The organism is Phycicoccus sp. DTK01, assembly GCF_017312765.1.
GTDB classification, from domain to species: Bacteria; Actinomycetota; Actinomycetes; order Actinomycetales; family Dermatophilaceae; genus Phycicoccus; species Phycicoccus jejuensis.
In genome coordinates, this window is the sequence record NZ_BOPU01000004.1 from 101,162 (window position 1) to 113,729 (window position 12,568).

General features: G+C 74.6%; 16 protein-coding genes. 5 read left to right on the forward strand and 11 right to left on the reverse strand.

What is annotated here, in order from left to right; genetic code table 11:
- The first annotated feature begins 79 nt into the window (after positions 1–79).
- Complete coding sequence (locus J3473_RS10470; RefSeq protein ID WP_207023199.1) at positions 80–1,462, forward strand: NAD-dependent succinate-semialdehyde dehydrogenase; 1,383 nt, start codon at positions 80–82, stop codon at positions 1,460–1,462.
- A 16-nt stretch (positions 1,463–1,478) separates the two neighbouring features.
- Here the strand turns inward: J3473_RS10470 and J3473_RS10475 are convergent, their stop codons facing one another.
- From J3473_RS10475 to rplS, 5 genes are read right to left on the reverse strand one after another with little or no spacing between them, the layout of a single operon-like run.
- A complete protein-coding gene (locus J3473_RS10475) occupies positions 1,479–1,793 on the reverse strand; it encodes a DUF2469 domain-containing protein (RefSeq protein WP_030527975.1) in 315 nt (104 codons plus the stop codon).
- Positions 1,790–2,530 (reverse strand): ribonuclease HII, encoded by a 741-nt coding sequence (locus tag J3473_RS10480; protein ID WP_242525813.1) that lies wholly within the window; start codon positions 2,528–2,530, stop codon positions 1,790–1,792. The genes J3473_RS10475 and J3473_RS10480 overlap by 4 nt, the downstream gene beginning before the upstream one ends.
- Positions 2,527–3,291 (reverse strand): signal peptidase I, encoded by a 765-nt coding sequence (gene lepB / locus J3473_RS10485; RefSeq protein ID WP_242525814.1) that lies wholly within the window; start codon positions 3,289–3,291, stop codon positions 2,527–2,529. The genes J3473_RS10480 and lepB overlap by 4 nt, the downstream gene beginning before the upstream one ends.
- A complete protein-coding gene (locus tag J3473_RS10490) occupies positions 3,288–3,668 on the reverse strand; it encodes a S26 family signal peptidase (protein WP_030527972.1) in 381 nt (126 codons plus the stop codon). Before J3473_RS10490 ends, lepB begins: the two co-directional genes overlap by 4 nt.
- A 56-nt stretch (positions 3,669–3,724) precedes the next feature.
- Positions 3,725–4,084, reverse strand: a complete 360-nt coding sequence (gene rplS, locus J3473_RS10495) for a 50S ribosomal protein L19 (protein ID WP_030527971.1) — start codon at positions 4,082–4,084, stop codon at positions 3,725–3,727.
- Positions 4,085–4,310: 226 nt separating this feature from the next.
- Here rplS and J3473_RS10500 point away from each other — a divergent pair, with 226 nt between their 5' ends.
- Positions 4,311–5,069 (forward strand): ABC transporter permease, encoded by a 759-nt coding sequence (locus J3473_RS10500; protein ID WP_030527970.1) that lies wholly within the window; start codon positions 4,311–4,313, stop codon positions 5,067–5,069.
- Between the two features lie 99 nt (positions 5,070–5,168).
- Here J3473_RS10500 and trmD read toward each other — a convergent pair whose 3' ends face one another.
- From trmD to J3473_RS10525, 5 genes are all read right to left on the reverse strand, one after another.
- Positions 5,169–6,383: a tRNA (guanosine(37)-N1)-methyltransferase TrmD gene (gene trmD / locus J3473_RS10505; RefSeq protein ID WP_207023201.1), complete on the reverse strand. Its 1,215-nt coding sequence runs from the start codon at positions 6,381–6,383 to the stop codon at positions 5,169–5,171.
- 5 nt (positions 6,384–6,388) lie between these two features.
- Complete coding sequence (rimM, locus tag J3473_RS10510; protein ID WP_207023202.1) at positions 6,389–6,928, reverse strand: ribosome maturation factor RimM; 540 nt, start codon at positions 6,926–6,928, stop codon at positions 6,389–6,391.
- Positions 6,929–7,013: 85 nt separating this feature from the next.
- A complete protein-coding gene (locus J3473_RS10515) occupies positions 7,014–7,256 on the reverse strand; it encodes an RNA-binding protein (protein WP_030527967.1) in 243 nt (80 codons plus the stop codon).
- 2 nt (positions 7,257–7,258) lie between these two features.
- Positions 7,259–7,720, reverse strand: coding sequence for a 30S ribosomal protein S16 (rpsP, locus tag J3473_RS10520; RefSeq protein ID WP_207023204.1), 462 nt, complete (start codon positions 7,718–7,720; stop codon positions 7,259–7,261).
- A 173-nt stretch (positions 7,721–7,893) separates the two neighbouring features.
- Positions 7,894–8,355: an Rrf2 family transcriptional regulator gene (locus J3473_RS10525; RefSeq protein ID WP_207023205.1), complete on the reverse strand. Its 462-nt coding sequence runs from the start codon at positions 8,353–8,355 to the stop codon at positions 7,894–7,896.
- A gap of 122 nt (positions 8,356–8,477) precedes the next feature.
- Between J3473_RS10525 and J3473_RS10530 the strand changes: the two genes are divergently transcribed.
- The gene (locus J3473_RS10530) at positions 8,478–9,431 is read left to right on the forward strand and encodes a sulfite exporter TauE/SafE family protein (protein ID WP_207023207.1); all 954 of its coding nucleotides are present in this window, start codon (positions 8,478–8,480) and stop codon (positions 9,429–9,431) included.
- A gap of 7 nt (positions 9,432–9,438) precedes the next feature.
- On the opposite strand, the gene J3473_RS10535 is transcribed toward J3473_RS10530, so the two are convergent.
- On the reverse strand, positions 9,439–10,524 hold the full coding sequence (locus J3473_RS10535; RefSeq protein ID WP_207023209.1) for an amidohydrolase family protein: 1,086 nt from the start codon (positions 10,522–10,524) through the stop codon (positions 9,439–9,441).
- A gap of 85 nt (positions 10,525–10,609) precedes the next feature.
- Between J3473_RS10535 and J3473_RS10540 the strand changes: the two genes are divergently transcribed.
- Both J3473_RS10540 and J3473_RS10545 read left to right on the forward strand, forming a co-directional pair.
- The gene (locus J3473_RS10540) at positions 10,610–11,182 is read left to right on the forward strand and encodes a helix-turn-helix domain-containing protein (RefSeq protein WP_207023211.1); all 573 of its coding nucleotides are present in this window, start codon (positions 10,610–10,612) and stop codon (positions 11,180–11,182) included.
- Positions 11,183–11,184: 2 nt separating this feature from the next.
- Complete coding sequence (locus J3473_RS10545; protein WP_207023213.1) at positions 11,185–12,468, forward strand: MFS transporter; 1,284 nt, start codon at positions 11,185–11,187, stop codon at positions 12,466–12,468.
- Positions 12,469–12,568 lie beyond the last annotated feature (100 nt).

A 12,568-nucleotide genomic window follows, 5' to 3' on the forward strand; every position in this document is an offset into this window, starting at 1 on the left:
CGGCCGTCCGGACGGGGACGGGTGTCGCCGGCGCGTGCCAGCATCGGGTCCTCCCCGCCCGCGAGACCAGGAGCAGCCCGTGACCGCCTACCGCGTCGTCGACCCCACGCGCAACGAGCTCCTCGCCGAGCACCCCACGGCGACCGACGCCGAGGTCGAGGCCGCGCTCGGCCGCTCGCACACCGCGCAGCGCGCCTGGCGGGCCGTCCCGGTGCAGGAGCGGGCGGCCGTCGTCCGCCGCGCCGGGGAGCTGTTCGCCGAGCGACGCGACGCCCTCGCCGCGCTCGTCACCCGCGAGATGGGCAAGCGCACGGGCGAGGCGAGGGGCGAGCTCTCGCTCGTGGCCGACATCTGCGCCTACTACGCCGACGACGGCCCGGCGATGCTCGCCGACGAGCCGCTGAGCCCGCGCCGTGGTGGTCGCGCCCACCTGCGCCACGAGCCGGTCGGCCCGCTGCTCGGCGTCATGCCGTGGAACTTCCCCTACTACCAAGCGGTCCGGCTGGCCGCGCCCAACCTCGTCGCGGGCAACACCATCCTCCTCAAGCCCGCCCCGCAGTGCCCCGAGTCCGCCCTCGCCGCCGCGCAGGTGTGGCACGACGCAGGTCTGTCCGACGGGTGCTACGAGGTGCTGCTCGCCACCGACGAGCAGGTCGCCGACCTCGTCGCCGACCCCCGGGTCGCCGGGGTCTCGGTCACCGGCAGCGAGCGCGCCGGCTCGGCCGTCGCCGCGCAGGCCGGGCGCCACCTCACGAAGGTCGTCCTCGAGCTCGGCGGCTCCGACCCCTTCGTCGTCCTCGCCGACGCCGACCTGGACCGTGCCGTCAAGCACGCCGTCCTGGGACGGATGCAGAACTGCGGCCAGGCGTGCAACGCCGCCAAGCGGATCCTCGTCGTCGACGCCGTCCACGACGCGTTCCTCGAGCGCTTCGCCGCCGCCGTCGCCGCCCTGTGCCCCGGCGACCCCACCGACCCGGGGACGACGCTCGCCCCGATGGCCTCGGAGGCCGCGGCCACCACCCTCGTCGAGCAGGTGCAGGACGCCCTCGACCGGGGCGCCACCGCGGTCGTCGGCGGCGCCGAGCGGCCCGACCGCCCCGGCGCGTGGGTCACGCCGACGGTCCTCACCGGCGTCACACCGGGGATGCGCGCCTTCGACGAGGAGCTCTTCGGCCCGGTCGCCGTCGTCCACCGGGTCGCCGACGCCGACGCCGCGGTCGAGCTCGCCAACGCGTCACCCTTCGGCCTCGGCGGGGCGGTCTTCGGCACCGACCCCGACGCCGTGGCCGACGTCGTCGCGCGCCTCGAGACCGGCATGGTGTGGGTCAACTCGATGCAGGGATCCATGGCCGACCTGCCCTTCGGCGGCACCAAGCGCTCCGGCGTCGGACGCGAGCTCGGGACGCTCGGCATCCGCGAGTTCGTCAACACCAAGCTCATCCACGAGCCCGGCGCCCGGTGACCCGCGGCGGGAGGGCCTAGAACTCGCCCTTCGGGAGCTCGAGCTCGGACTTCGCGAGCTCCTCGACGTTGACGTCCTTGAAGGTGACGACGCGGACGGTCTTGGCGAAGCGCGCCGGCCGGTAGATGTCCCAGACCCACGCGTCGTGCATCGTCACGTCGAAGAAGACCTCGCCGCCGTCGGAGCGCACCTTCACGTCGACGCTGTTGCAGAGGTAGAAGCGCCGCTCGGTCTCGACGACGTGGCTGAAGAGCCCGACGACGTCGCGGTACTCGCGGTAGAGCGCCAGCTCGGCTTCGCTCTCGTACTTCTCGAGGTCCTCCGAGCTCATCGCTCCCCCACGCTCGTCAGCTTCGTCCCGGTCACCGGGCCATCATCGTCCATCGTGCCGGGCAGCCGCCACGAGCGTCGGTGCCACACCGAGGGACCGTGCGCGCGCAGGGCCTCGAGGTGGTCCGGGGCGGCGTAGCCCTTGTTGCCCACCCAGCCGTACGCGGCGTGCTCGCCGTCCTCGGCGCCGAGGTCGACCATGATGCGGTCGCGCGTCACCTTGGCGAGGACGGAGGCCGCCGCGACCGACGAGCAGCGCAGGTCGGCCTTGACCATCGTCGTGACCGGCGGGGTCGCGACGGGCGCGTCGTGCCCGAAGGCGAACAGCCCGACGTCCTCGGGGGCGGTGAGCCAGTCGTGGTTGCCGTCGAGGATGACGAGGTCGGGACGCACGCCGCACTGTGCGAGCGCCCGCGTCCCGGCCAGCCGCAGGGCCGCGATGATGCCGACCTCGTCGATCTCGGCCGCGCTCGCGTGCCCGACGGCGTGGCACAGGGCCCACCGCTCGATGCGCGGGACCATCGCCTCGCGGACGTGCGGCTGGAGCAGCTTGGAGTCGCGCACGCCCTGCGGGGCGCTGCGGCAGGTCTCGTCGATGACGACGACCCCGACCGTGACCGGACCCGCGAGCGCGCCGCGGCCGACCTCGTCCATCCCGGCGAGGACGCGGTGCCCGTCGCGCTGCAGCTGCCGCTCGACCCGCAGGCTGGGCTTCTTCGAGGAGGGGGCGGGGCTCACGAGCCGGACGGACGGGCGGGGACGCCCGAGAAGGCCTCGGGGAAGTCGGAGAGCCAGTCCAGGCGCGAGAACGGCCAGACGATGCCGACGGCGCGACCGGTGATCCGGCTGATCGGCACCGAGCCGTCGCTGCCGTCACCGGCGTCGTCGTGGTAGCGCGAGTCCTCGCTGTCGGAGCGGTGGTCGCCCATGACCCAGACGTGGCCCGCGGGCACCGTGATGTCGAAGGTGATCGAGCTGGCGACGTCCCCAGGCTTGAGGTACGGCTCGTCGACGGCCTTGCCGTTGATGCTCAGCTGCCGCTGCGCCGTGCAGCAGACGACGCGGTCGCCCGGCAGGCCGATGACGCGCTTGATGAGGTGGTCCTCGGACTCGCTGGGCAGCAGCCCGACGAAGACGAGCGCGTCGTGGATGGTCCCGGACACCCCGGTGCGGGGCGTCGTCGGGGTCTCGCCGAGCCAGCCGCCCGGGTCCTCGAAGACGACGACGTCACCGCGCTCGAGGTCGAAGGGGCCCGGGGTCAGCTTGGAGACGACGACGCGGTCCCCGACGAGGAGCGTGTCCTCCATCGAGCCGGAGGGGATGAAGAAGGCCTGGAGCAGCCACGTCTTGACGACGAAGGAGAGCACCATCGCCATGACGAGGACGAGGGCGACCTCCTTGACGGCCGCGCCGAGCAGCCCGGCCGTCGAGCGGTGCTGCTCGGGCTGCTGGGTCGGGGGCACCGGGTTCTCGCCGCGCGTGGTCTCGGGGGCGGTCACGGGAGACCCGGACCGGGGATCGTGCCGACGGAGCCCATCCGGTCCAGCGGCCAGAACCGCCACAGGACGGTGCCCACGACGTCGGAGCCGGTGCCGGCGAGGTCGGTCGACGGGGCGAGCCGCAGCGCCCCGTCGGTCTCGACGAGCCCGAGCTCACCGGCGTCGACGTGGTGGTCGGTCTTGAGGACGAGCACACGGTCTCCTGGCTCGAGGGTGGGGGCGTAGCCGGCGGTCGGGACGTGGTAGCTCTCGAGGAGCAGACCGCGCACGAGGGCACCGACGAGGACGGCGACGACGAGGACGCCGAGCACCCCGGGACGCCACGACCCGGTGCGCGCCGTGGCGGGCACCGGGTCGGTGGCGGTCGGGGCAGTCACTCGCCCGAGGGTAGTCCTCGTGGATGTGCGCCGCGCCCGGGTGGTCGGCTCGCGTCTCAGGCGTTGGCCGGGGTCTCGCGCTTCTCGCGGATCTTGGCGGCCTTGCCGCGCAGCTCGCGCAGGTAGTACAGCTTCGCGCGACGGACGTCACCGCGGGTGACGACCTCGATCTTGTCGATGATCGGGGTGTGGAGCGGGAAGGTCCGCTCGACGCCGACACCGAAGGAGACCTTGCGGACGGTGAAGGTCTCGCCGACGCCGCCGCCGTGGCGACGGATGACGACGCCCTTGTAGACCTGGATGCGCGAGCGGGTGCCCTCGACGACCTTCACGTGGACGTTGACCGTGTCACCGGCGCGGAAGTCCGGGATGTCGGCCTTGAGCGACGCGCGGTCGAGCTCGTCGAAACGCTGCATGGTGGATCCGTTCTCGCGGGCTGCCACAGGTCATCCGCGTGCTGTCGGTACTGCTTCTCGCTGACGGGAGCGTCACCACCCGGCCGCATGCCGCTGCTCGGACCGGGGTCCGGGGCACTCCCCCTGTGGCGGGGGCCGACGGTGTGGGGTGACGCAGCGGTCCAGTCTGCCAGAGGACGACGGGTCCGGAGAAATCCGCCGAGTCGCGCGGCCCTAGGCTTCCGGTGTGACGATCGACCCCGGCCTGCCCGTCGCCCTCGCCGTCGTCCTGCTCCTCGCCGTGACGGTGGGGGGCTACGTCGTCGGCCGCCTGCCCCGGCCGGCGTCCCCGGTGCTCGCGATGGCCCGGGCGATCGGCCAGCTCGGGGTCGCCGCGCTCGTCATCACCGCCGTCGTGCGCTCCCTCGCCCTGTCGGTCGTCCTGCTCTGCGTGATGTTCACGATCGCCGTCGTGACGACCGTGCGACGGGTCGAGGCCACGCGCGCCTGGCCCTGGGCGACCGTCGCGATGCTCGCCGGCCTCCTGCCCGTCGTCGTCGTCGTGCTCGCGACGCGGACGGTCCCGCCGACGGGGCTGGCGCTCGTGCCGGTCGTCGGCATCATCGCCGGCAACACGATGAACGGGCACACCCTGACCTGCCGGCGGGCCTTCGCCGCGCTGCGCGAGGAGCACGGGCAGTACGAGGCCGGGCTGTCGCTCGGCCTGACCCGGGCCCAGGCGGTCGAGGAGGTCGTGCACCGGCGCATCCCCGAGGCGCTCGTCCCGGGGCTCGACCAGGTCCGCACCGCCGGCGTCGTCACCCTGCCGGGCGCGTTCATCGGCGTCCTCCTCGGCGGGGGCACCCCGGCGCAGGCCGCCGCGGCGCAGGTGCTCGTCCTCGTCGGCATCATGGCGGCGCAGACGGTGACCGCCGTCGTCGCCGAGCGGCTCATCGGCCGGGCGCTGCTCCTGCCGGACGACCTGCGGGCGGCGCTGCGTCCGTGACGGGCTCGAGACCCCGGTTCGTCCACGAAACCCCGGCTCCGAGGTCTTGTCTCGTGGACATTTCGGGGTGACCCCGAAATGTCGGGACGCGCGTGCCGGTCAGCGGCGGCGCTTGGTGAGGTCGACGGTTCCGGGAAAGGAGCCCTCGCCGGGCAGCAGCCGGTAGCCCGCGCGCTTGTAGCGCCGGATGTTCGCCTCGCTGACCCGGCCGGTGTTGATCCAGTACGTCGAGACCGACTGCGGCGCACCGGCCTCCGCGAGCGCGAGCAGGTCGCGCCCGAGGCCGCGGCCCTGGAGGTCCGGGGCGACCATGAGCCGGCCGGTCTCCCAGACCGTCGGGTCATCGGGGCGCACGCGGCCGCGGACCGAGCCGACGAGCCGGCCGGACCCGTCGAGCGAGGGCACCCGCACCACCCAGGTCGTCCACTCGCCGAGGCCCCGCGCCACGTCCTCGAGGCTCTCCTCGAGCGGCGGGATGTGCCACGAGCCCGAGATGCGCCCCTCCTGCATCCAGCAGGCGCGCTGGAGGACGAGCAGCTCGGGGGCGTCGGCCGGGACGGCGGGGCGCACGTCGAGGTGGTCGAGGCCGCCGACGGCCGCGGCGGGGGCGGCGAGGTCCGGACGCCGCGCGACCGTGCGGGCGACCCGCTGCTCGTGGCGCCAGCGGGCGATGGCCGCGTGGTCGCCCGAGAGCAGCACGGGCGGCACCTCGCGGGTCGTGCCGCCGTCCTGCCAGAGCGCGGGCCGGGTGTAGACGGGGTACTCGAGCAGGCCACCCTCGTGCGACTCCTCGACGAGCGACTCGGCGTTGCCGACGACGCCCGGCAGCAGCCGCGCGACGGCCTCGACGACCGCGAGCACCGCCACCTCTCCCCCGTTGAGCACGTAGTCGCCGAGCGAGACGACCGTGACGCGCATCCGCTCCGCCGCGTGCTCGTAGACGCGCTCGTCGAGCCCCTCGTAGCGGCCGCACGCGAAGGCCAGCCACGGCTCGGCCGCGAGCTCGTGGGCCATCGCCTGCGTGAAGGGCACGCCGCCCGGCCCCGGGACGAGCAGGTGCGGCACGGGGGCGGCGTCGCTCGCCCCGGTGGCCACGACGTGCTCGAGCGCCCCGGCCCACGGCTCGGGCTTCATGACCATCCCGGCGCCGCCGCCGAACGGGCTGTCGTCGACGGTGCGGTGCCGGTCGTGGGCGAAGTCGCGCAGGTCGTGGACGTGCAGGTCCAGCAGCCCGTCGCGCCGCGCCTTCCCGATGAGCGAGAGGTCGAGCGGCGCGAGGTACTCCGGGAAGATCGAGACGACGTCGAGGCGCACCGGGGTCAGTCCTCGAGGTCGAACAGGCCGCCCGGCGCGTCGACGACGACGCGGCCGCCCGCGACGTCGACCTCGGGCACGAGCGCCGCGACGAACGGCACCTCGCCGGTGCGTCCGTCGTCCAGGCGCACCGCGAGCCGGTCCTGGGCGGCGCCGATGACGAGCCCGGTCACCTCGCCGATCCGCTCGCCGGCCGGCGTGTGGACCGCGAGCCCGACGAGCTCGGCCTCGGTGAAGAGGTCCTCGTCGTCCTCGTCGGCGATCTCGGGGGCGTCCGCGTCGAGGACGAGCCGGGTGCCGCGCAGGCCCTCGGCGCCGGTGCGGTCGGGGACCTCCTCGAAGGCCACCAGCCAGATGCCGTTGTGCACGCGGGTCGAGCGCACGGTGAGGGCCCGCGGGACCCCCGAGCCGGCCTCGGCCTCGGTCGCGAGCACGGCGCCGACCGCGAGGCGCAGCTCGGGCTCGTCGGTGTGCAGGCGGACGGTCACCTCGCCGCGCAGGCCGTGCGGCTTGCCGATCCGGGCGATGACGGTGGACTCGCTCACGCGGACATCCTCTCGGGGACTGGAGGGAACGACGGACGGCGGGGCACCCCGGTGTGGGGCGCCCCGCCGTCACGGGTGACGCGGGTCAGCGGACCCGGTCGGTGTCGACGATGTCGATGCGGACCGGCTTGCCACCGGCGAGGGCACCGAGGACGGTGCGCAGCGCGCTGGCGGTGCGGCCGGAGCGACCGATGACGCGGCCGAGGTCGTCGGGGTGCACGCGCACCTCGAGGACCTCGCCACGGCGCAGGTCACGACGACGGACCTGCACCTCGTCCTTGTGGTCGACGATGCCGGTCACGAGGTGCTCGAGAGCCTCCTCGAGCACGGTCAGGCCTTGTCGGCGGACGCGTCGGCGTCGGCGTCCGTGGACTCCGCCGCGGCGGTGCTGCCCTCGGTGTCGGCGGCGACGGGAGTGTCCTCGGCCTTCTTCGCGGCCTTCTTGCGCGGGGTGGTGGCGGCGCCACCGTCGGCCTCGGCCTTGCCCGCGGCGGCGACGGCCGCCTCGTAGAGGTCCTTCTTCGAGGTCTTCGGCTCGGCGACCTTGAGGGTGCCGTCCTTGTAGTGCTTGAGGAGGGCCGCGACGGCCTCGGTCGGCTGGGCGCCCTGGGCGACCCAGTAGTCCGCGCGCTCCATGTCGATCTCGATGAGCGACGGCTCCTGGTTGGGGTCGTACTTGCCGATCTCCTCGATCGCCCGGCCGTCGCGCTTGGTGCGCGAGTCCATGACGACGACGCGGTAGATGGCGGTGCGGATCTTGCCCATCCGCTTGAGACGAATCTTGACGGCCACGGTGGCGGTCCCACTTTCGGTTCGTGGACGCGGCGAGACCGCACGATCTGCGTGCGGGGAGCCGACGCCCGGTGTGTAGGCGTCCGGTCCAGGGCCACACGAGAGGGGCGGGCCCGGACGGGTACAGCGGTCCAGTCTGCCAGAGCGCGCGCCCGCGGCCGAATCGGCTCCGGTCAGCGGCTCTCCCACGCGTCGGGCAGCTCGGCCATGGCGCGCACGTGCTCGGGCAGGCGACCCTCGAGCACCTGCTCCAGCGTCGTCTCGTCGAGGACCCGGCGCAGGGCGGCCCGCGCCGCCACCCACACCGTCGCGAGATGCTCGGCGGACCCCTCGTAGTGGGTCTCGTGCGGCCGCTGCCCCCGGACCTCGGCGAGCGGGCCGTCGACGGTGCGCAGGACCTCCCCCAGCGTGACCTCGGCCGGGGGGCGGGCGAGGAGGTAGCCGCCCGAGCTGCCGCGCCGGCTCGAGACGAACCCCGCGCGGCGCAGGTCGCCGAGGATCGCCTCGAGGAACTTGGCCGGGACGCCGGCCCGCCGCGCGAGCTCGTCGGAGGGGTGGGCCCGGTCCGCCGTCGGGTCCTCGGCGAGCACGAGGAGGGCACGGACGGCGTAGTCGGCGCGGGCGGAGATGTCCACGCCGTCATCCTTCCACCCGGGCGCCACCGGTCCGGGTTCCGAGAAACCCTTGCGCGCCGTGCCCTCTCATCCCTATATTCCCTACTTGTCCGCTAGGTTTCATCTAATCGCAGGGGGTCGCCGTGCGGCGTCTCGTTCTTCTCGCCCTCGTCGGTCTGGGCGCCCAGCTCGTCGACGGGTCGCTCGGCATGGCGTACGGGGTCACCTCGACGACCCTGCTGCTCGCCATCGGCACCAACCCCGCGGCGGCGTCCGCGACCGTCCACCTCGCCGAGATCGGCACGACGCTCGCCTCCGGTGCCTCGCACTGGAAGTTCGGCAACGTCGACTGGCGGGTCGTGCTGAAGATCGGCATCCCGGGCGCGGTCGGCGCCTTCGCCGGCGCGACCTTCCTCTCCAGCCTCGACACCTCCGTCGCGGCGCCGGTCATGTCGCTCATCCTCCTGACGCTCGGCGTCTACGTGCTCGTCCGCTTCACCGTCAAGGGCCTGCGCAAGGACCGCCTCGGCCACCCGCTGCGCTCGCGCTTCCTCGCGCCGCTCGGCCTCGTCGCCGGCTTCGTCGACTCCACCGGTGGCGGCGGCTGGGGCCCGGTCGGCACGCCGGCCATCCTCGCGAGCGGCCGCCTCGAGCCGCGCAAGGTCGTCGGCTCGATCGACACGAGCGAGTTCCTCGTCTCCGTCGCCGCGAGCCTCGGCTTCCTCCTCGCCCTGGGGTCGGAGGACATCGACTTCACCTGGGTCGTCGCCCTGCTCGCGGGTGGTCTCGTCGCGGCGCCCATCGCGGCGTGGCTCGTGCGCCACGTGCCGCCGCGCGTCCTCGGCTCGGCCGTCGGCGGCGTCATCGTCCTCACCAACACCCGCACGATCCTCAAGAGCGACTGGGTCGACGCCTCCGAGGGCACCCGCTGGGTCGTCTACGCCGTCCTCTACCTCGTGTGGGCCGCAGCCGTCGCCTGGTCGCTGCGGGCGCACCGCGCCGAGCGCGCCGAGGAGGCCCGGCTGGACCGCGAGCTCGACCGTGACCTGGCCGTCCTCGAGGACGCCACCGACCCCGAGGCCGCCCCGCGCGGCTGAGGCCCGCTCAGCCGACGACGGACCCGCGGAGCACGACGGCCACGGGGTGCCCGAGCACCCCGACGTCGGCCCGCGGGTCCTCGGCGTAGACGACGAGGTCGGCCTCGGCCCCCTCCTCCAGCCCGGGCCGACCGAGCCAGGCGCGGGCCGACCAGGTCGCGGCGTCGACGGCGTCGAGCGCCGAGAACCCGCAGCGGGTCAGCCGCTCGACCTCCTGGCCGGCCAGGCCGTGGGGCAGGGAGCCGCCGGCGTCGGTGCCGACGTAGACCGGCACCCCGGCCTCGTGCGCCGCCGCGACCGTCTCGTAGCGGCGGGCGTGGAGGTCGAGCATGTGCCGGTGGTAGTCGGGGAACTTCTCGCGGGCCGGCGCGGCGATCTGCGGGAAGGTGTCGATGTTGACGAGCGTCGGCACGATGGCGATGCCCTGCCGGGCGAACGCGTCGATGCTCTCGGGGACCAGCCCGGTCGCGTGCTCGATGCAGTCGGTGCCCGCGGCGGCGAAGTCGTGCAGGCTCTGCTCGCCGAAGCAGTGCGCCGTGACCCGGGCGCCCTCCTCGTGGGCCGCGGCCACCGCCTCGGTGAGGACGTCGACCGGCCAGCACGGCGTGAGGTCGCCGGCCTCGCGGTCGATCCAGTCGCCGACGAGCTTGACCCACCCGTCGCCGGCGCGCGCCTCGAGCCGCACCCGGTCGACGAGCTCGTCGGGCTCGACCTCCCACGCGAAGTTGCGGATGTAGCGGCGCGTGCGGGCGATGTGCCGCCCCGCCCGGATGATCCGCGGCAGGTCGGCGCGGTCGTCGACCCAGCGGGTGTCGCTCGGTGAGCCGGCGTCCCGGATGAGGAGCGTGCCGGCGTCGCGGTCGGTCGTGGCCTGCGCCTCCGCGGTCGCGGCGTCCGTCGCGCCGGTGGCGACGAGGCCGACGTGGCAGTGCGCGTCGACGAGGCCGGGCAGCGCCCATCCCGCGATCGTCGTGACGTCGTGGTCCCCCACGGGCCGCTCGAAGGTCAGCCGGCCGCCGAGGACCCACGCCTCGGGCCGCTCCTCCTCGCGGCCGACGAGGACGGGTCCCGTGAGGTGCAGCACCGTTGCCATGCGCCGACCCTAGCCAACGGCCCTCGTCCGTTGACGTGAGAGAACTCTCTCGATACGGTCCTCTCAGATCAGGGAGGAGGCCAGGATGGCCAACGCGTACGACGACCTCGAGCTCGACGCCCGCGGGATGCGGGCCCTCGCGCACCCGGTGCGCGTCCGCCTCCTCGGCGAGCTGCAGCGCCACGGCCCCTCGACGGCGACCCGCCTCTCCCCCGTCGTCGGCGCGACGCCGTCGGTCACGAGCTGGCACCTGCGCCACCTCGCCGAGCACGGGATGGTCCGCGACGCCGCGGTGCCGGGGTCCGGGCGGGAGCGCTGGTGGGAGGCCGCGAGCCGGGGCTACCGGCTGTCCGCCGACGGCCCGGGTGCGCTCGAGGCCGGCCGGGCCCTCGCCCGCGTCGTCGAGGAGGTCGAGGGCGACGTCGTCGGCGACTGGCACCGCGACACCGAGCCCGACCTGCCCCCCGCGTGGCAGGAGGTCGCGGGGCGCTCGAGCACCCGCGTGCTCGTCACCCGCGAGGAGCTGCTCGCGCTCGAGGCCAGGTGGGAGGAGCTGCTCGCGCCCTACGTCCACCGCAAGACCGACCCCGCCTCCGCCCCCGCCGGCGCGCGCCTCGTCCACGTCCTGCGGCACGTGATGCCCGAGCGCGACGGCTGAGCGTGGCCGGCGCCCCGCCCCTCGCACCGACCGCCCCGCTCTGGCGCGGCCGGCGGTTCGCCACCGCCTGGGGCGCACAGACGGTGTCCGAGCTCGGCGACCGCGTCTCGGAGCTGGCCGTCCCCCTCGTCGCCGTCACCGTCCTCGACGAGAGCGCCTCGCGGGTCGCCCTGCTCACGGCGGTCGTCTGGCTGCCCAACCTTCTGGCGCTGCTCGTCGGCACCTGGGTCGACCGCCGGCCGCGGCCGCGCGCGCTGCTCGTCACCGCCGACCTCGCCCGCGCGCTCGTCGTCCTCACCGTGCCGGTCGCCGCGGCGCTGGGGGCGCTCACCTTCGGCCACCTCCTCGCCGTCGCCCTGCTGCTCGGGGCGTGGTCGACCCTCTTCCGCTCCGCGTGGCAGCCGTTCTTCGTCGCGCTCGTGCCCCGCGAGCGCTACGTCGAGGCCAACGGGCACTTCGCCACGACCCGCTCGGTCTCGTTCGTCGCCGGCCCCGCGCTCGGTGGCGGCCTCGTCCAGCTGCTCACCGCCCCGTACGCGCTCGTCGTCGACGGGCTCTCGTTCCTCGCCTCCGCGGGCCTGCTGCGCAGCGCCGACGTGCCCGACCGCGAGCCCGCCCCGGACGACGGCTCGTCGCTGCGCCGGCGCGTCGCCGACGGGATGCGGTACGTCTGGCGCGACCCGATCCTCGCGCCGCTGCTGCGCTGCGTGTCGTGGGTCAACCTCTTCAGCTTCGTCGTGCAGGCCCTGCTCGTCGTCTTCGCCAGCCGCGAGCTCGGGCTCTCCGCCGGCACGATCGGCCTGGCCCTCGGGCTCGGCGCCTCGGGCGGGCTGCTCGGCGCGGTGGTCGCCGGACGGGTCTCGAGGCGTCTGGGCATCGGGCGCACCGGCGTCGTCGGGCTGCTGCTCTTCACGGTGCCGACGTCCGCGCTGGTCCTCGCCGACGGGTCGGACCTTGCGAAGGCGTCGGTGCTCGCGGCCGTCGAGGCGGTGACCGGCTTCGGCGTGATGCTCTTCGACGTCAACGTGAACGCGGTGATGGTGGCGTCCATCCCGGACGCCGTCCGCGCTCGGGTCCAGGGCGCGTTCACGACCGTCAACTACGGGGTGCGCCCCCTCGGGGCGCTGCTCGGCGGTGCGCTCGCGGGGCTCGTCGGGACGGGGCCGGCGATCGCGCTCGCGGCCCTCGTCGCGGCGCTGGCGGTGCTCTGGCTCGTCGGCAGCCCGGTGCTGCGCGTCCGGACCATCGACGACGTGCCGGACCCGGACCCCGCCGTCAGGGGCTGACCGAGCGGACGACGGGGCGCAGCGTCTCGACGACGACCTGCGGTGCGTCGGTGTGCACCCAGTGGGCGGCGCCCTTGACGGTCACGAGGCGCACGCGCGG